This is a genomic window from Mycobacterium rhizamassiliense, assembly GCF_900157375.1.
GTDB classification, from domain to species: Bacteria; Actinomycetota; Actinomycetes; order Mycobacteriales; family Mycobacteriaceae; genus Mycobacterium; species Mycobacterium rhizamassiliense.
Map to the genome: position 1 here is coordinate 4,993,023 of NZ_LT721901.1, position 19,725 is coordinate 5,012,747.

General features: G+C 69.1%; 9 protein-coding genes. 4 read left to right on the top strand and 5 right to left on the bottom strand.

Going from position 1 to position 19,725, the window contains the following annotated elements:
- Positions 1 to 19 precede the first annotated feature (19 nt).
- From MRAB57_RS23850 to MRAB57_RS23860, 3 genes are read left to right on the top strand one after another with little or no spacing between them, the layout of a single operon-like run.
- Positions 20 to 781: an ABC transporter ATP-binding protein gene (locus MRAB57_RS23850; RefSeq protein WP_077089530.1), complete on the top strand. Its 762-nt coding sequence runs from the start codon at positions 20 to 22 to the stop codon at positions 779 to 781.
- A complete protein-coding gene (locus tag MRAB57_RS23855) occupies positions 718 to 1,533 on the top strand; it encodes an ABC transporter permease (protein WP_077089531.1) in 816 nt (271 codons plus the stop codon). The genes MRAB57_RS23850 and MRAB57_RS23855 overlap by 64 nt, the downstream gene beginning before the upstream one ends.
- 43 nt (positions 1,534 to 1,576) lie before the next feature.
- Positions 1,577 to 2,203 (top strand): TetR/AcrR family transcriptional regulator, encoded by a 627-nt coding sequence (locus tag MRAB57_RS23860; RefSeq protein WP_077089532.1) that lies wholly within the window; start codon positions 1,577 to 1,579, stop codon positions 2,201 to 2,203.
- Here MRAB57_RS23860 and MRAB57_RS23865 read toward each other — a convergent pair.
- Together MRAB57_RS23865 and MRAB57_RS23870 are read right to left on the bottom strand one after the other, a co-directional pair.
- Entirely contained in the window at positions 2,169 to 2,396 is a 228-nt protein-coding gene (locus MRAB57_RS23865; protein WP_077089533.1) for a Trm112 family protein, read from the bottom strand. The genes MRAB57_RS23860 and MRAB57_RS23865 overlap by 35 nt on opposite strands.
- The gene (locus MRAB57_RS23870) at positions 2,389 to 5,385 is read right to left on the bottom strand and encodes an acyl-CoA synthetase (protein ID WP_077089535.1); all 2,997 of its coding nucleotides are present in this window, start codon (positions 5,383 to 5,385) and stop codon (positions 2,389 to 2,391) included. Before MRAB57_RS23870 ends, MRAB57_RS23865 begins: the two co-directional genes overlap by 8 nt.
- Positions 5,386 to 7,243: 1,858 nt before the next feature.
- Here MRAB57_RS23870 and MRAB57_RS23875 point away from each other — a divergent pair.
- Positions 7,244 to 9,034, top strand: coding sequence for an ABC-F family ATP-binding cassette domain-containing protein (locus tag MRAB57_RS23875; RefSeq protein WP_077089536.1), 1,791 nt, complete (start codon positions 7,244 to 7,246; stop codon positions 9,032 to 9,034).
- A 19-nt stretch (positions 9,035 to 9,053) separates the two neighbouring features.
- On the opposite strand, the gene MRAB57_RS23880 is transcribed toward MRAB57_RS23875, so the two are convergent.
- The 3 genes from MRAB57_RS23880 to MRAB57_RS23890 all read right to left on the bottom strand — a co-directional run bounded on the left by MRAB57_RS23880 (position 9,054) and on the right by MRAB57_RS23890 (position 19,720).
- Positions 9,054 to 10,115 carry a type III polyketide synthase gene (locus MRAB57_RS23880; protein ID WP_077089537.1) on the bottom strand — a complete coding sequence of 354 codons (1,062 nt, stop codon included), beginning with the start codon at positions 10,113 to 10,115 and terminating at the stop codon, positions 9,054 to 9,056.
- Between the two features lie 145 nt (positions 10,116 to 10,260).
- Complete coding sequence (locus MRAB57_RS23885; protein ID WP_077089538.1) at positions 10,261 to 13,332, bottom strand: type I polyketide synthase; 3,072 nt, start codon at positions 13,330 to 13,332, stop codon at positions 10,261 to 10,263.
- A 22-nt stretch (positions 13,333 to 13,354) separates the two neighbouring features.
- Complete coding sequence (locus MRAB57_RS23890) at positions 13,355 to 19,720, bottom strand: type I polyketide synthase (protein ID WP_077089539.1); 6,366 nt, start codon at positions 19,718 to 19,720, stop codon at positions 13,355 to 13,357.
- Positions 19,721 to 19,725: the final 5 nt, after the last annotated feature.

Below are 19,725 nucleotides of genomic sequence, written 5' to 3' on the forward strand. Positions count from 1 at the left end.
GCGGCGAATTATTCATCACATGATGATTTCATCGAACGATGAATTACCGCGGGGCGGTCCGGAGCCTGCCGTCGACATCAACCACTTGCGGGTGATCCGCGGGAAACGCGCTGCGCTGCAGGACTTTTCGGTGCAGATCGGGCGCGGCAGCATCACCGGCCTGCTCGGCCCCTCCGGCTGCGGGAAGACCACGCTGATCAGGTGCATCGTCGGTACCCAGGTCGTGACGTCCGGCACGGTCACGGTGCTTGGCAGGCCGGCCGGCTCCCCCGAGCTGCGCCGCCGCGTCGGATACCTGCCGCAGGACCCCACCATCTACAACGACCTGCGGATCGTCGACAACGTGCGCTACTTCGCCACGCTGTACGGCTTCGACAGCCACGCCGCCGATGATGCGATCGACCGGGTCGGGCTGACCGATCATCGAACCGCGTTGTGCGCCAACCTCTCCGGTGGCCAGCGCACCAGGGTTTCGCTGGCCTGTGCCCTGGTCTGCCAGCCCGATCTGCTGGTGCTCGACGAGCCGACGGTGGGCCTGGACCCCGTGCTGCGCGCGGACCTGTGGGAACAGTTCAGCGAGCTCGCCCGGGCCGGAACCACGTTGCTGGTCTCCAGCCACGTGATGGACGAGGCCGACCACTGCGGGGACCTGTTGTTGATGCGCGAGGGCCGCCTCGTCGCCCACACCACGCCGACCCACCTACGAGAGGACACGGGATGCACGTCACTGGAGGACGCGTTTCTGTCCATCATCAAGCGCAGCATGCGCCAAGCCGGCTAGGGATCAAGGGCTACACCGCCACCACGACGCGGATTCTGCGTCAGCTGGCCGCCGATCACCGCAGCGTCGCGATGATCGTCGCCGTGCCGGTCCTGGTTATCACGTTGATGTACTTCATGTTTCACAATGCCCCGCACTTCCCGGGCACACCGTCGCCGTTCAACAACGCCTGCCTGATCCTGCTCGGCCTCTTCCCGCTGTTCGTGATGTTCATCATCACGGCGATCACCATGCAGCGCGAACGGGCGTCCGGGACGTTGGAGCGGATTCTGACCACTCCCCTGCGCCGGCTCGATCTACTGATCGCCTACGGCACCGCCTTTTCGATCGCCGCGGCCCTGCAGGCGACGGTGGCCTGCACCGTGGCGTTCTGGTTCCTCGGCTTCGATACCAAGGGCAGCTGGGTGTGGGTGTTCGTGATCGCGGTCGTCAACGCGGTGCTCGGGGTCGGCCTGGGCCTGCTGTGTAGTGCGTTCGCGCGCACCGAGTTTCAGGCGGTGCAGTTCATCCCGCTGGTGATGGTGCCGCAGCTGCTGCTGGCCGGCATCATCGTCCCGCGCGCGGCGATGCCAGAATGGCTGCAATGGATCAGCAACGTGATGCCGGCGAGCTACGCGCTGGAAGCACTGCAGCAGGTGAATTCGCACACCGAATTGACCGGAGTCGCGGTGCGCGACATCGCCGTCGTGGCGGGTTCGGCGTTCGCCGCGCTGTGCCTGGCCGCGGCGACACTGCGGCGCCGAACGGGGTAGTGGCGATCGCAAGGGGCGCAGCGGGTCGACACGGACGGCCCAGGTGACGGCCGCCAACACCGGGCGCAGGCGGCGGCCCGGACGGCCGGCCGGGAACTCCGACACCCGGGACCGCATCCTGGCCAGTGCGCGAGAGCTGTTCGCGCGCAACGGAATCGACCGCACCTCGATTCGTGCCGTAGCCGCGGGGGCGGGAGTCGACGCCGCTCTGGTGCATCACTACTTCGGCACCAAGCAACAGCTGTTCGCCGCCGCGATCCGTCTCCCGATCGACCCGATGACCGTGTTGGTGCCGATGCGGGAGACCCCCGTTGAGGAGCTCGGGCTGCGGCTGCCGTCGGTGCTGTTGCCGATCTGGGACTCCGAATTGGGCGCGGGGCTGATCGCGACCCTCCGAGGATTGATATCCGGGGCGGACCTCAACCTGGCGCGTTCCTTCCTGCAGGAGATCGTCGTCGAGGAGGTGGGTTCCCGCGTCGACAATCCCCCGGGAACCGGCAAGATTCGCGCCCTATTCGTCGCATCGCAATTGATGGGCGTGGTGATGGCCCGCTACATCGTGCAGGTCGAGCCATTGGCCTCGCTACCGGCCGAGCAGGTCGCCCAGACCATCGCGCCGAATCTGCAGCGCTACCTCACCGGGGAGCTGCCGGACGGCCTCGCTCCGTGAGCCGGGCGTGCTCGTCGTCGTCGACGTCGCGGGCCTCGTCAACGAGCAGTACCGGGATGCCGTCCTCGATGCGATAGGCGCGGCGCAGCCTCGGGTTGTAGAGCAGCTCGGCCCCGCCTTCTTGGGACACCAGGAGCAGCGGACCGCGGTCGGCCGGGCAGACCAGGATCTGCAGCAGGGCCTCGTCAATCATCGTTGCCTCGATACCGGGCGCTCAGTTCGGTCCGCACGGCCGCCGTCAACTGGCGGAATTGATCGGTGGCGGTGTCGAAATACCACGCCGTCCGCTTGGCCTTCGGGATCCCGGCCGCGCGCAGCGCGCTGACCGTCGGCCGGTAGGTCGCGCTCAGCGTCATCTCCGGGCACACGTGCACGATGTCGGGTCCCAGCCCGACGGGCATCTTGGCGAAGGCCTCGGTCAAGTCCCCCGCGGTGATGCTCGCGCCGGGCAGCAGGGTCACCGCCGACACCGCGACCTCCAGGTTGCCGAACGGCACGTTGTAGGTGACCGCGAGGTCGACGCCGTTGATCAGGCCGAGCGCGTCGGTGACCGGCTCGGCGTAGACCAATCCCCGAGCGGTGCGCACCACCGTGTGACGCCGGCCCAACCACCAGTAGTCGCCGTCCTCGTCGCGGCGGAACAGGCTTTCCGACGATATCCAGGTGTCACCCGCCCGGAAGACGCCGCGTTTGACCGACGCGTTCGGATCGATGGGGCCGTTGGACGCCGACAGCATCATCCCGACCTCGTTGACCCCGGCGACCCGCACGAACCCGCGGTCGTCCTCCAGGATCAGGTCGTTCTCCGTGTCGTAGGCACCCAGCTCGATCCGGCCGGCGCCGGGCAGCGGCCGGCCCTTGCTGCCGATCTTGGCCCCGGACACGTTGGCCAGCACCGCCTGCCCGTCGGTGGTGGCGAAGAACTCCACGACGTGGGCGGGGGCGAAGGCGTCGATGACCCGCTCCCACAGGCCCGTCGGCATACCCGACCCGATGAACAGCCGCACCGGATGGTTTCCATGCAACACGAACGCCGGATCGTCGACGACATCGCGCAGCATGGCCCACGTGTAGGACACGACCGTGACGCCGTACTGGCGGACCTCCTGGACGAACCGGTCCGCGCGCAGGCCGCGGGACAGCGCGATCCGGGCGCCGCCGACGACCGCGCCGCCCAGGCTGACCAGCAGCGCGGACTCGTGGTGCAGCGGCGTGAGGCAGTAGACGGTGTCGCGGCGGTCCAGGCCGGCCGCCGACGCGGTTCCGAAGGCCGACACCGCCCACCGGTAGTTGGTGATCTGCCTGGCGACCAGTTCGCCACCCACCGCGCTGAACACGATGAACGCCAAATCGCGGGCCAGGCCGGGGTTGGGCCGGTACCACGCGGGCAGCTCGACGGCGTCGGGGTCGATCTTCTCCATGTCGACGACATGGCCCTGCTCCAGGGCGTCCCCGGGCAGGTGCAGATCGCGGGTCTCACCGCCGCCCAGCACCAGCACCCGGCCCGTCCACTGCCGCGCCGCGTCGAGGTTGGTGGGGTCGGTCAGGATCTCGGTCACACCGCCGAGCCGGACCGACGCGGCCAGCTCGGTGTCGGGTCGCATCACGACGGCGATCGCGCCCAGCCTGGACAGCGCGGCGATCGCGACCAGTGCGCTGGGCCGGGTCTCCATCAGCACGCCGATCCGGTCGCCCTGGCGGACCCCGACCTCGATCAGGCCGCGGACGACGTTGTTGATGCGCCGGTCGACGCCCTCGTAGGTGTGCACCCGGCCGTCGAAGAGCAGAAACTCGCCCTGCGGGGCGTCGCTCGCCTGCTCGCTGATGATGCGGCCCAGCGAGATCCGGGTGTGGTCGTTGATCTGGCCCAGCCGAGCCAGCCGCGGCAGGGTGCGCGCCGTCTCGACGGCCATGGTCCGCATCGACTTGTTGGCCGCGACGACCGCGTCGGCGGCACCGCGAGCCAGGCCCAGCGCCGTCTCGGAGACCTCACCGATCCCATGGACGAGCCGCGAACTCAGGGCGACACCGCTGTCGGTGTGCTCGATCGGCTGATCGGCCATCAGGTCTATGGCGGCCGGCTTGTCGCCGCCGGTGGCGAGCCACTCCACCCACGCGGCCACGGTGGGCCAGCCCTGCTCGGCCGCCTTGGACCCGACGACCAGGCCGAAATGTCCTGTCCTGATTCGGGATTCGTAAACCTCGGCGTCCGGCGCCGCCCGCCGGATGCCGCGCACCGCGGCCGGCTGGCCGATGTCGTCGACCTCTCCGACGAAGGCCAGCACCGGGCAGGTGATGTCGGTCAGCGTCACCAGCTGCCCGTTCACGGCGAAGCCGCCGCTCATCATCCGGTTGTGCGCGATGAACTGCTTGAGCAACTCCGAGATGGCCGGTCCCGACCAGGCGATCCACCCTTCGGACTCCAGGAATCTGCGCTGCTGTTCGCGCGGCAGCAGCGCCTCGCGGTCGTGCAGCTGACGCACGAAGTCCACCCGGGCCTTGGCCGTCTTGAGCGGGTCCAGCATCTGAAAGCCCGCGCGCGCCAACCAACCTGGGATCGCCAGCCGGCTGAACACGTGGTCGGCCATGAAGTTGGCGACCGGCGGGGCGAAGTTCGCCGGGATGCCCATCGGCAGCGCGGCCAGGGTGTCGACCGGGGAACCGAACGTCACGATGCTGGCCAGACTCTTCGAACGCCGGTAGGCGGCAACCTGATAGCACCACATACCGCCCTGCGAATAGCCGACCAGATGCACGTCGCTGCCGGCGGCCTCCCTGACAGTTTCGATGGCCTGGCTGAGCGCGACGATGTGATCGGCGAGGTTGCGGCGCATGCCGCCCTCGATCTTGTCGGGCGAGCCGAAATCGATGACCCAGGGATCGAGCCCATGCGAGTGCAGGATGCCGACCGCGCCCTCGTCGCGGGTGACGTCCCACATGTCCGCCGACATCATCATCGGGTGCACCATCAGCACCGGCGGTCCGACCGGCTTCTGGCCGGGACGGCTGTCGGGTGGAAAGTACCGACGGAGCTTGTACATCGGTACGGTCTCGACGATTTGGGACGGCGAGGGAACGCTACCGGTTTCCAAGCCGCCCAGGCGTAGTACTTCCAGCCCGTTTTGCGCCGTTGCCACCAGTCGTTCGACCGGTCGCGTGATCAGCGAAAAGTTGAGGTCCACCGCCGCTCCCCAATGTTGACAGCCTGGACATCATGGCACATCGCCATGCGCGGCGGTTCTGGTCAGGCAGTTTGCTGCGGCGGGGACACGCGGAGCCACCCTGGGCACCGCACTAACGCGACGCAAAAAGCGGCGACATTACGGACCTCGGTAACCCCTCAATACCGCGGCCCGTAATGTCGCCAATTCGCCTTCCAGCGAGATGCCGTACGGGGCCCGCCGGGTTACGGCGGGCACCCACACGGTCAAGTCATGAAACCGGGTCGCAGTTCTCTGGTCGCCATTCGGCTGGCGCACGTTGAGAACCGCAGTTTCATGCCAAGTGAGCGCACGCCGACATATTCGGTCATTACTAAACCTCCGAATCCGGTCTGCTCCCCGACGGCGGACAGACCTTTAGCTGCCGGCGTGCGCTTGTCTGCAGGACTACTACCCAGTGGTGCAGGATGGAGGCGTCCCACCGCACGAAACGGTGAGCGGGAACGTACATCCCGACGCCGTCAACGCAGTGAAGCCAAGAACTACGGCAATGACGACTTTGCTACTGATACGAGACATTTACTACCCCCTTCGTCCAAGGACAATCTGTTTCCAGATCCCCGATTGTGTTGCCCGAGACGCGGTTAGCGTATGTCGCCGAAGGCCTTATTGGATAGATTTCAACAAAACTTTTTTCGGCGTCGTCAGTTCCGCATGCCGTTCGGGGAGCGCGCATTTCGGCAATCCCCGCGCGAGCGCCCCGACGGCCACGGCGGCCCCGCAGACCCGTATTTCTACGAAATATGTTGCAGTGCAATCACTTATCGAATCTGGCCCGAACGCGCCGGGTTCGGGCTCCTCGTACCGCTGCTTTGCACTGGAGGGCAATTACCTTCTAGATGAAGGTAAAAGTCAAAACGTAATGCATCAAAGTACGTTTGCCGAAAGGCCTATTTTCCCATGACTTTTCGCCCGCTCAGCGGGACATCGGGGGGTCCGGAGGCCCTCAGAACCGACTTAGGTTGCCTTAACTCGGCTCGGTTGGCCGCCGGCAAGGTCGCGCGCGTCGGCCACGCAGACGAAACGGCGGACGCATCGGCGCAGCGGCGGGAACTGACGGCCTCGAGGCCATCCCCCGTTGGGTACGGTCGGTGGGACCGCCCGCGGCGGTGCCGCCGGAATCCGGTCTGACATTGATTGGGATGCAACGAAATCGATCGCGGCCGCAAGAATCCTTCTCCCGCGGCGAGCGCCGGGGCCGGCCCGATGGCCTAGAGATATAGGCGCATCTGCCAATTAGCCTACGTCCGGACCGGGTCTCAAGGGAAGGTGCGGACGTCGGGCCGCTTTCGGTCGAATATCCAGCGGAGCGCTTAAGCGGTTAACTCGGTGTCACCGGCCCATCTCGGCGGTGAAGTAGCGGGCGCCGAAGCGTATTTCGTTCCAGAAGCGAGGCGGCCCAATGGGTGGCGGCGATCGATGTACGACCTCATACCTCATCAGCACGACCGGCGGCGGCAGCTGTCGGCGGCCGTCTGGTTCGACCGTCAGCTCGCCGGGCGGCGAAGCATGAGGAGTGCTACCGGGCCGCTGCCGCGCGCGGGCCGCACGAAACCCCCGGCGCCACAGCAGAGGACCCGGCCGAAGTGACCAAAAGCGTTGAGCTGTAATGGGCGCGATTTCTTGCGCGAGCTGTTGAAGGGAGCGGACGGGCCCGCGCCCGCATCGAGCAGGAGGTTCTGGTCTGGCGGTCTTAGGAAACGGACCTCAAGGTCCGCGACGTCGCGGACCGCTTATTGGACGCCGTCGCGTGCTCCGCATCGGCCGACACCGGTACCCACGTCGACCACGCATAGGTGACTCTCGAATAATTGCCCGGGTGGCGCACCTACTGGGGGCTGAGGCCGTTCACCTGGAATACCCGACTCAGGTCGTGTTCGGCTCGGTCACGCTCGGAGTCAACGAGGGCGCCCGCATCGGCATCGTCGGGCGAAACGGCGACGGCAAGTCCAGCCTGCTGCGGCTGCTCACCGGTGAACTGCGACCCGACTCGGGGCGCGTCACCCGTCGCAGCGGAGTGCGGGTCAGCGCGCTCAGTCAGGCCGATACCCTCGACCCCGCCCACACCGTCGGCTGGGCACTGGTCGGCGATCAGCCCGAGCACCAGTGGGCTGGTGACCCTCGCATCCGCGATGTGGTCGGCGGCCTGGTATCCGACATCGACTGGGATGCAACGGTTTCCACCCTCAGCGGCGGCCAGCGGCGGCGGGTGCAGCTGGCCCAGCTACTGATCGGCGAGTGGGACGTGATCGCCCTCGACGAACCCACCAACCACCTCGACATCGAGGGCATCACCTGGTTGGCCGAGCACCTGCGGCGGCGCTGGGCCGCCAGCGCCGGCGGCCTGCTGGTGGTAACCCACGACCGCTGGTTCCTCGACGAGGTCGCGACCGCCACGTGGGAGGTGCACGACGGCATCGTCGAGCCATTCGAGGGCGGCTACGCGGCCTACGTGCTGCAGCGCGTCGAGCGCGACCGGCAGGCCGCCGCCACCGAGGCCAAACGGCTGAACCTGATGCGCAAGGAGCTGGCCTGGCTGCGCCGCGGCCCGCCGGCGCGCACCTCGAAGCCCAAGTTCCGCATCGACGCGGCCAACCAGCTGATCGACGACGTGCCCCCGCTGCGCAACACCGTCGAGCTGGCCAAGCTGGCGACGGCGCGGCTCGGCAAGGACGTTATCGACCTACTCGACGTGTCCGTCTCGTACCCGCCTGTTACAGGGCGTCAGGTGCTGCGCGACGTCGAATGGCGGATCGGCCCCGGCGAGCGCACCGGCATCGTCGGCGCCAACGGCGCGGGCAAGTCGACGCTGCTGGGGTTGATCGCCGGGACCGTGGCGCCCGACAGCGGCCGGGTCAAGCGCGGCAAGACCGTCCAGCTGTCGGTGCTCGATCAGCAAGGTGACATGTTGGCCGACGTCGCCAACGACCGGATCGCCGATGTGCTGGGCAGCCTGCGGGGCGGCTACGAGGTCGAGGGCCGCGAAGTCACCCCCACCCAACTGCTCGAGCGGCTCGGCTTCGGCAGCGGCCAGCTCTCCGCGCGGGTCAGCGAGCTCTCCGGTGGCCAGCGCCGGCGGCTGCAGCTGATGCTCACGCTGCTCTCCGAGCCCAACGTCCTGCTGCTCGACGAGCCCACCAACGACGTGGACACCGACATGCTCACCGCCACAGAGGATTTGCTCGACTCGTGGCCGGGCACATTGATCGTCGTCTCGCACGACCGGTATCTACTGGAACGCGTCACCGACCAGCAGTACGCGATTCTCGACGGCAGGCTGCGGCATCTGCCCGGCGGGATCGACGAATATCTGCGGCTGGCAAGCCATTCCACGCCGGGCCGGGATTCGGCTGCGTCTTCGTCTGCGGTGGCCGAGCCCGAGGCTCTGTCCGGCGCCCAGCGGCGCGCGGCGGAAAAGGAGTTGGCCTCGGTCGACCGTCAGCTGGCCCGCCTGGCCGACCGGATCGCGGCCAAACACCACGAGTTGGCCGACCATGACCATTCCGACCATGTCGCGTTGACCCGGATGACCCAGGAGCTGCGGGCGCTCGAAAGCGAGGTCGCCGATCTGGAGACCCGCTGGCTGGAGCTGTCCGACGCCGTCGAGTAGCCGGCGTCGAGGTACCGACCTAGCGCCAGCGCAGCAGGACGAGTTCGGCGTTGAATCCAGGTCCCAGCGCCAGCATCACGCCGGGGCTCCCGGCCGCCGGCGGCTTGGCCATGGTGTCGCGCAGGATGTGCAGGATCGAGGCCGAGGAGAGGTTGGCGATTTCGCCGAGCGACCGCCAGGTCAGCTCGAGCGCCTCGGGGCGCAGCTGAAGCGTCTTGCCGATCGCGTCGATGACCTTGGGGCCGCCGGGGTGGGCCATCCAGGCTTTGATGTCGTCTCTGGTCAGCCCGTTGACGGCAAGAAACTTAGTGACGTCGTCGGCCAAGTGGCGCTCGATGAGCGTGGTCAGCTCCGGCGACAGCACCGGCTGCAGCCCGGCCGAGCTGACGTTCCAGGCCATGATGTTCAGCGAATCCGGGTACAGGCGGCTGCGCGAGTCCAGGATGTCGGGCCCGGCGGCTACTACCTGCTCGGCGCGCTGGTCACCGACGGCGACCACAGCGGCCGCGCCGTCGCCGAACATGGCGGTGCCGACCAGTCCCGACACCGTGGGCCGGACGCCGGGAAAGGAGAGCGAGCAAAGCTCGACCGACACCAGGGCGGCGACGCCGTCGGGTGCGCCGCGCAGATAGTCGTGCAGCCGGCCGACCCCCGCCGCCCCGGCCGCGCACCCCAGGCCGAACAGCGGGATCCGGCGCACGTCCGGGCGCAGGCCCAGCCGACCGGTGATCCGGGCGTCCAGCGAGGGCACCGCGACGCCGGTCGCTGTGGTGGTGGCGAACATGTCGATGTCTTGCGGTTGCAGGCCGGCCTCGTCCAGCGCGCCGAGCAGCGCCTCGCAGCCGAGCTCGACCGCCTTGTCGATGAAGATCTCGTTGGCCGCACCGAAGTCGCTCACTGATTGGTACTGCTCGAGCGGCAGCACCAGGTGGCGGCTGTTGACCTTCGCGCCGGCGTGTAGTCGCCGAACAATTTCTTCGTGTTCCCGCAATGCGGGGAACTCGACGAACTGGTCGGTAATCTCGCTTTGGCTGTACCGATGAGGAGGCAACGCGCCGAACACACCTGCGATTACGCTCATGGCCTACCTCTGCGCTTCCAAGAATTGCCCGCTGCACCGAAGTTTATGCGGTCAGCCGAACTTCGGCAAAGTTATCGCTATTCAACAGCCGTCCAATATCGAAGCACGCCAATGCGCGGAACCATTTCTGCGAGCGTGGATTTCGTCATCCTGCGCCGCCGGCTTCGTCGTCGTCAAGGGCCATCGCGATTAACGCGTCGGCGCTTAACGAGTCGATTAGCTCGTCGCTGACCGTCGAATTCGCGGGCAATTCTTCCGGCTCGCCGGCCAGCAGCAAAAGTTTGTCCAGCAAACCGGTTCGCCGGAGCTCGTGAAGCGGAATTTTGCGCAGCGTTGTCCAGATCTTGTCCTCGTCCGATTCTTCGCGATCGGCATGCAGCAGCTTTTCGCGCAGGTGGTCGGCCAATACCGTCGGCGTAGGAAAGTCGAAAATCAGCGTGCGCGACAGCGCCAACCCGGTTTCGGTGCGCAGCCTGTTGCGCAGCTCGACTCCGGTAAGCGACTCGAAGCCCAGGTCCTGAAAGGCGCGGTCGGCATCGACGTCGCGGCCGCTCGAATGCCCGAGCACCGCGGCCGAGTGCACGCAGATCAGCTCCACCAGCTGGCGACGCTGCTCGTCGCGGGACAGAGTTTGCAGCTGCTCGGCCAGGCCCGCGGACCGGCTGATCACCGGCCCCGCGGCGTTGGCGCTCGCCCCCAACCAATACCGCCGCCGGGCGAACCCGTACGTGGGCAGTTCCACCCGGCGGGCGCGCAGGCCGGTCAACGCGGCCGGCCAATTCACGTCCAGCCCGATGGTGAACGCCCGTCCGGCCGAGGCGAACAGCGCCCCGACTTCGGGCTCGTCCTTGGTCAGCGTCGCGATCGCGGCGCCGCGGTCGGCGCGCAGCGACTGCTCGACCGCCGCGGTCAGGCCGGCGGCCGGACCCACCTCGACGAATACCTCGGCGCCCAGCGACTCCGCCGAGCGCACACCGTCGATCAGGCGAACCGGCTGACGCACGTGCTCCACCCAGTACCGTCCCGTGCCGTAACCCGCGTCGGCGGGCTGACCGGACATGTTGGATATCAACGTGATTCGCGCCTCGCGGGGTGTCACGCCGGCCACCAGGGCGGCGAGGTCGTCGGTGATGGTGTCCATCAGCGGCGAATGGAACGCATGCGACACCGCCAGCCGGTGCACCTTCGCCCCTCGCTGTGCGAGCAGGTTCGCCACCTCTGTCGCCGGGCCTTCGGCACCCGAAATCACCACGGAATTGGGGCCGTTGACCGCCGCGATCGCCACGCCGTCGGTGAGCAACGCCGCCACGTCCTGCTCGCCGGCCGCGACCGCGATCATCACCCCGCCCGCCGGGAGCCCCGCCATCAGCCGGCTGCGCGCCACCACGACGGTCGCGGCGTCGTCCAGCGTCAGGACGCCCGCGACGTGGGCCGCGACGATCTCACCCACCGAATGGCCCAGCACCACGTCCGGGACCATCCCCCAGTCCCGCAGCAACGCCGCGAGCGCCACCTCGATGACGAACAGCGCCGGCTGGGCGAATTCGGTGTTCTCCAACAAATCTGGTTTATCCCCCCAGATCACGTCCTTGAGCGGCAATCGCAGCCTGCCATCCAGGGCCAGGGCGGCCCCGTCGAAGGCGTTGGCGAACACCGGGAATCGCTCGTACAACTGGGCGCCCATGCCCGGCCATTGCGCGCCTTGGCCGGGGAACACGAACGCCGTCTTGCCCGTTGGCCGCGACCGGCCGGCCATCGCCGTGCCGGCGGCCAGCGCCACCAATTGCGCCGTCAGGGAGTCGCGATCGTCGCCGACCAGGACGGCCCGGTGTTCGAGCGCCGAGCGCGTGGTGGCCAGCGACCACGCCACGTCGGCGACGTCGATCCCGTCCTCGGCGGCCAGGTGCGCCCTCAACCGTTCAGCCTGCTGGGCCAGCGCCGGCTCCGAGCGGGCCGACAACACCCAGGCCACCGGCGTGGGCGAAACATGTTCCGCGGCTGCGGCTTCCGCGGGCCGCGGCGACTGTTCGACGATAACGTGGGCGTTCGTACCGCCCATGCCGAACGACGACACCCCCGCCCGACGCGGATGGCCCCCGGCCGGCCAGGGCGTGAGTGCGGTGTTGACCTCAAGCCCGAGCGCCGCCAGGTCGGTATCGGGGCCGGAGCTCACGTAGTTGAGGCTCGGTGGGATCGCGGCGTTTTCGAGCGCCAGCACCGTCTTGAGCAGGCCCGCGATTCCCGCGGCGCTACCCGTGTGGCCGATGTTGGTCTTCACCGAGCCCAGGCGCACCGGACGATCACCGCGGCCGCAGAAGATGTCGCCTAGCGCCCTCGCCTCGATCGGGTCGCCGATCTCGGTGCCGGTCCCGTGCGCCTCGACGTAATCGATGTCCGCGCGGGTCAATCCGGCGTTGGCCAGCGCGCACCGGATCACGTCTGCCTGACCGGCGACCGACGGTATGGTCTGTGCGGCGGAACTGTGCCCGGCGTTGCCGACGGCGCTGCCCCGGATGACCGCCCGGACGCGATTCCCGTCCTCGAGGGCCGCCCTCAGCGGCTGCAGCAGGACGAGGGCGCCACCCTCGCCCCGCACGTAGCCGTCCGCCCGCGCATCGAAGGCATACGTGTGCCCCGACGGCGACAGCGCCCCGAATTCCGTTTCGAGCGCGGCGGTTTCGGGCGCCAGGTTGAGCTGGATCCCCCCGGCGATCGCCAGCCGCGACGCACCGGCGCGCAAGCTTTCGCACGCCTGGTGCACCGCGACCAGGGAGGAGGACTGACCGGAGTCGACGGTCATGCTGGTGCCCTGCAGCCCGAAGGCGTACGAGATCCTGTTGGCGATCATGCCCCGGCTGATCCCGGCGAACGAGTGATGGTTGACGTTGTCCTCGGCATCGCGCAGCGTCAGCAGGGCGTAGTCGTCGCCCATCGCGCCGAGGAAGACCGAAACCAGTTCGCCGCGTTGGGTTTCCGGGATCAGGAAGGCGTCTTCGAACAGTTCCCACGCCAGCTCCAGCGCCAGCCGCTGCCTCGGGTCCATCGCGCTGGCCTCGCGCGGCGACAGGTTGAAGAAGTCCGCGTCGAATTCGGCGATGTCGCCCGGCAGTTGGGCGACCTCACGTCCGTCGCGCAGCACCTGCCAGAAGTCACGGGGGCCGGCGGCGGCGGGGAACCTGCATGCCAGCCCGATGATCGCTATGTCGGTCGGCGACACGACACCCTCGGCTCGTTGCGCATCAGGGACCGAAGTCTTCGTCGAGGATGGCGAAGAGCTCGCGTTCGGTGGCGGTGGTGATGTCGTCGTCGATCGCGTCGGGCTGGCTCACCTCGAGCGGCGGCGCGGTCAGCTCGGCCAGGATGGTGCGGATGCGGGCGGTGAGCCGCGTCTTGTCCTCGTCGGTCCACCCGGGCCGGTTGATCAGCGCTTGGAGCTCGCCCGCGACGTCGTTGAACCGGGCCAGCCGGTCGGGTTCGGCGGCGGCCTTGCCGGCGCCGGCGGTGGCGGCGAGCAGCTGCGCGTCGACATGTTCGGCGAGCGCGGCGGGCGTCGCGTAGTCGAAGATCAGCGTCGGCGAAAGCGTCAGTCCGGTCGTTGCTTTGAGGCGGTTGCGCAGCTCCACGGCCGTCAGCGAATCGAAGCCGAGGTCCTGGAACGCCGCATCGGCGTCGATGTCGGCGGTGGAACGGCCCAACACCGTTGCGGCGTTGGTACACATCAGCTCCACCAGCTGACGGTGCCGCTGTTCGGAGCTCAGGCCCTGTAGCCGGGTGGCCAGCCGCGACGCCGAGGCCCCCGGGTCGTTATCGATGATCAGTCGCCGTCCCCGTCGTGCGACGAGGTCACGCAACACCGGCGGGACGGCCCCGCTCGCGCCCAGCCCCGCCGCGTCGATGCGGGCGGCCACCAGCAGCGCTCGGTCGGCCAGCATGGCCTCGTCGAACAGCTGCAGCGCGTGCGGGGTGGACAGGGGCGCGAGCCCACTGCGACTCATCCGGGCCTTGTCGCGATCGCTGAGATGCTGGGTCATGCCGCTGGCCTGTTCCCACAGCCCCCAGGCCACCGACAAGCCCGCCCGGCCCTGTGCGCGCCGATGCGCGGCCAACCCGTCCAGGAAGCTGTTCGCCGCGGCGTAGTTGCCCTGGCCCGGGGATCCCACGATGCCGGCCATCGACGAGAACAGCACGAACGCCGACAGGTCCATGTCCCGGGTGAGCTCGTGCAGGTTCCACGCGCCATCGACCTTGCTGCGCAACACCGTATCCACTCGGTCCGGCGTCAGCGACGCGATCAACCCGTCGTCGATCACGCCGGCGGCATGGAACACGCCCTTGAGCGGGTATCGGCTCGGCAGTTGAGCGATCACGCCCGCGAGCGCCTCCCGGTCACCCACGTCGCAGGCCGCCACCGACACCTCGGCACCGGCGCCTTCGAGCCGATCCACCAGCTCCGGCACGCCGTCGCCGTCGGCGCCGCTGCGGCTGAGCAACACCACGTGGCCCACGCCGTAGCGGCCCACCAGATGTGCGGCAACCGCCGCGCCGGCCATGCCGGTGCCGCCGGTGATCAGGACGCTGCCGCCGGCCAGGCCGCCACCCGAACCCGCCAGCACCGGGTCGTCGGGGCCGTCCGGCAGCGTCAGCACCACCTTGCCGATCTGGCGGGCCTGGCTGACGAACCGATAGGCGGCCGAGGCACACCGCACATCAAATGCCTTGACCGGCAAGGGCTTCAACACCCCGGCATCGAACAGCCCGATCAGGTCTGACAGCATCGAGGCGATGTGGTCTGGGCCGGCTTCCATCAGATCGAACGCCCGATACATCACGCCGGCCGGCATGGAATCGGGGTCGCGCAGGTCGGTCTTGCCCATCTCGATGAAGCGCCCGCCGCCGACCAACAGCCGCAGCGAGGCGTCAAGGAATTCACCGGCCAACGAGTTGAGGACCACGTCGACCCCGGCGCCGCCGGTGGTGGCCAGGAACTTGTCCTCGAATTCCAGGGTGCGGGTATCGCCGATGTGATCGTCGTCAAATCCCATGGTGCGCAACGTGTCCCACTTGCCGCGGCTGGCGGTGGCGAACACCTCCGCACCCCAGTGCCGGGCCAGCTGCACCGCCGCCATCCCCACCCCGCCGGTGGCGGCGTGCACCAGCACGCGGTCGCCCGCCTTGACACCGGCCAGCACCGATAACCCGTACAGCGCGGTCAAGAACACCACCGGCACGCTGGCCGCTTGCGCCGCCGTCCACCCCGCGGGCACCGCAGTGACCAGCCGCGCATCGACCACGGCCTCGGAACCGACGAACCCCAGCAGGCCCAGCACCGCATCGCCGACCGCGAGTCCGGTGACCCCGGGGGCCACCTCGATGACGACGCCGGTCCCCTCGGCGCCGAGCTCGCCGCCGCCGGGGTACATGCCCAACGCGACCAATACATCCCGGAAGTTCACCCCGACCGCGGCCACCGCCACCCGCACCTGCCCGGCACCCAGTTCCGTCGGTGCGGCGGGGGCAACCACCACGTCTTCCAGCGTCCCGCCACCGCCTGCGGCCAGCCGCCAGCCGCCGACCGGCAGCTCCAGCACCGCGCCGGCGCCGACCGTGCCCAGCCGGGCCGCGTGCGCGACGCCGGAACGCACCACCACTTGCGGCTCACCGGCAGCGATGGCCTCGACAATGTCCAGCGAGCCGTCCGAATCGACCAGCACCACTCGGCCCGGCTGCTCGGCCTGCGCCGCGCGCGCCAACCCCCAGACCGCCGCACCCGCCAGGTCGGTGACATCCTCGCCCGTCAGGCCGACCGCGCCGTGCGTCAGGACTACCAAGACCCCGGAGCCGTCACCGGCCAGCCACGACTGCAGCTCGCCCAAGGCCGCATGAGTGGCCGCGTAGATCGAGCCGACCGCATCCCCGGCCGCCGGAGCCGGTTCCCACACCGTGAGGCTGTCGTCGTCAATTGGCCTGGGCTCCAACGAGACCGGCGTCCACCCGACTTCGTACAGGCCGCCGCCCCCACCGGCCGCGGCCGCCAACGCGGCCGACAGCGCGCCGACGGTGATGGGGCGAACGATCAACTCCCGCACTGACAGAACCGGCAGGCCCGAGCCGTCGGCCAGGTCGACCGAGACCCCGCCGGTGCCGCCCGGCGCGAAGCGCACCCGGACCCGTGACGCCCCGGCTGCGTGCAGGCAGACCCCCTGCCAGGAGAACGGCAGCATCGTCGCGTCGCCGCCCTCGGCGATTCCCAAGGCGTGCAGGGCCGAATCCAGCACGACGGGATGAATCCCGAAGCCGCCCATGGTCACGCCCTCGCCGGCGGCCACCTCGGCGAAAACCTCCTGCCCGCGCCGCCACATGGTACGAAGGCCGCGGAACGCGGGGCCGTAGTCGTAGCCGCGGGCCGCCAGCACGTCGTATGCGTCACCGACCTCCACCGCGGTGGCCCCGGCAGGCGGCCACACCGAGAGGTCGGTGCCGGCGTCGGGCTGCGCGGCGCTCAGGGCGCCCTGCGCGTGCAGCACCCACACCGAATCCGAACCGGCCCCACGCGAATACACCCAGACGCCGCGCGACCCCGATTCGCCGGCCGCGTCGACGACGACCTGCACGCGGGCCGTCTTACCCTGCGGCAGCACCAGCGGGGCCAACAGCGTCAGCTCGTCGACTACCGAGCAGCCGACCTCGTCACCCGCGCGCAGCACCAATTCCACGAAGCCCGCGCCGGGAAACAGCATCACCCCGTCGACGACGTGATCGGCCAGCCATGGCGACTCCCCCACGGACAACGAGCCGGTCAGCACCACGCCGCCGGTGTCCGGTCGTTCCACCACCGCGCCCAACAACGGGTGACCGGCCCGGGCCAAGCCGACGCCGCTGGCGCTCCCGGACCCCACGGCCCCGAGGGGCAGCCAGAACCGTTGCCGTACAAAGCCATAGGTCGGTAGGTCCACCCGCTGGCCGCCGCCGAGTGCCGCGTGCCAATCGACGCGACCGCCGTTGGCGAACAGCCGCCCGAGCGCCGCCAGCACCGACTCGTCCTCGGGGCGGTCCTTGGCCAGGGTGATGACCGACGTCGGTTGTTCGGCGGCCAGCGATTGCTCCACCGCCACGGTGAGCCCGCGCCCGGGGCCGACTTCGACGAAGACGCCGCCGCCCACCGACTCGGCAGCGCGCACCCCGTCGGCAAAGCGCACCGGCCGGCGCACATGCTCGACCCAGTATTCCGGCGACCCGTACCCGGGTCCGGCCAGCTGCCCGGTCAGGTTGGACACCAACGGTATTCGTGGTGGCGCGGCCGCTACGCCGGCGAGCAGTTGCGCGAACCGGTCGAGCATCGGCTCCATGAGGACCGAATGAAACGCGTGCGAGACGGCCAATCGATGGGTGCGCCGGCCCTGCTGCGCCAGGGCTTCGGCCACCGCGGTCACGGGCGCGTCGGCGCCCGAGATCACCACGGCGTCGGGGCCGTTGATCGCCGCGAGGTTGACGTCGTCGGTCAGCCACGGCGCCACGTCGGACTCGCTGGCGGCCACCGCCACCATCACGCCGCCCGTCGGCAGCTCCGCCATCATGCGGCCCCGTCCCGCGACGACCCTGGCGGCGTCGGACAGCGACAGCACGCCCGCCACGTAGGCCGCGGTGATCTCGCCCACCGAATGTCCGGTCACCACATCGGGCACCACGCCCCAGTGCTGCAGCAGCGCGGCCAGCGCGACCTCGACGGCGAAGAGCGCCGGCTGGGCGAATTCCGTGCTCTGCAGCAGCGCGGCATCGGCGCCCCACACCACTTGCCGCAGCGGGACTCGCAGGTGCGGATCCAGCGCCGCGGATGCCTCGTCGAATGCCTTGGCGAACATGGGATACCGGTCGTAGAGCTGCTGGCCCATCCCCAGCCACTGGGCGCCCTGCCCGGGAAATACGAACACCGTCTTGCTTGCCGACCGGGCACGCCCGGCGACGACGCCCGCGCCTGGCTCACCGGCCGCGAGCTCGATCAGCCCTTGCTGCAAGCGGTCTCGGTCGGCGCCGACCACGACGGCTCGATGGTCGAACACCGCCCGAGTCGTCACCAACGACCAGCCGACATCGCCCGGCCGCAGATCCGGTTTTGCGGCGACGTGCGCGAGCAACAGCCTGGCCTGGTTGGCCAGGGCCTGCTCCGAGCGGGCCGACAGCACCCATGCCGTGGTCGTGTCTTCGCCGTCGGGGGTAACGCTTTCGCTTTCCAGCAGCGGGGGCTGCTCGATGATCACGTGCGCGTTGGTTCCGCTGATGCCGAAGGAGGAGATCCCGGCTCGGCGCGGGCCGGTTGCGGACCAGGGGTGGGATTCGGTCAGCAGTGACACCTCACCCGCCGTCCAATCCACATGCGGTGACGGCACATCCACGTGCAGCGTGCCCGGCAGGACCTCGTGCTGGATCGCCTGCACCATCTTGATCACCCCGGCCACCCCCGCGGCCGCCGACGTGTGTCCGATGTTGGACTTGATGGATCCCAGCCATAGCGGCCGATCCGCCGGGCGATCCTGCCCATAGGTGGCCAGGAGTGCCTGCGCCTCAATGGGATCGCCGAGCACGGTTCCGGTCCCGTGGCCCTCGACGATGTCGACGTCGGCCGTCGTCAGCCCGCCGCTGGCCAGCGCCGCCCGGATGACCCGCTGCTGCGAGGGGCCGTTGGGCGCGGTGAGGCCGTTGGAGGCGCCGTCCTGGTTGACGGCCGAACCCCGCACCAGAGCCAACACCGGATGCCCCAGCCGCACCGCGTCGGCCAGGCGCTCCACGACCAGGACGCCCGCGCCTTCAGACCACGCGGTGCCGTCGGCGGCCCCCGCGTACACCTTGCACCGGCCGTCTTCGGCCAGGGCGCGCTGGCGGCTGAATTCGACGAACGCGGCGGGCGTGGCCATGATCGTCACCCCGCCGACCAGGGTCAGATCCGACTCCCCCGAACGCAACGACTGCGCGGCCAGATGCAGCGCCACCAACGACGACGAACACGCCGTATCGACCGAGACCGCCGGGCCTTCCAGCCCAAGCACATACGACACCCGGCCCGAGGCCACACTCAGCGTCGAGCCGGTGAGGCCGTAGCCCTCCAGCTCGCCCTCCACCCAGCCGCCGTAGCCGGCGTGGATCACGCCCGCGAAGACCCCGGTCGCGGAGCCGCGCAGCCCCGTCGGGTCAATCCCGGCCCGCTCCAAGGCTTCCCAGGACAGCTCGAGCATCACCCGCTGCTGCGGGTCCATCGCCAGCGCCTCGCTGGGACCCACGCCGAAGAATCCGGCGTCGAAGTCGCCCGCGTTCTTGAGGAAGGAACCCTGGCGTACATACATTTTGCCCGGTGCGTCGGGGTCCGGGTCGTACAGCCCGGCCACGTCCCAGCCCCGGTCCGCGGGAAAGTCGGACACCGCGTCGCGGCCCTCGATCACCATGTCCCACAACGCCTCGGGCGAGTCGACTCCGCCCGGGTACCGGCACGCCATGCCCACCACCGCCACCGGTTCGGACAGCTTGCCTTCCAGCTCCGCGATTCGCCGCCGACTGCGGCGCAGATCTGCCGTCAGGCGTTTTAGGTAGTCGACGTGCTTGTCAGTGCCCTGCACTTGCT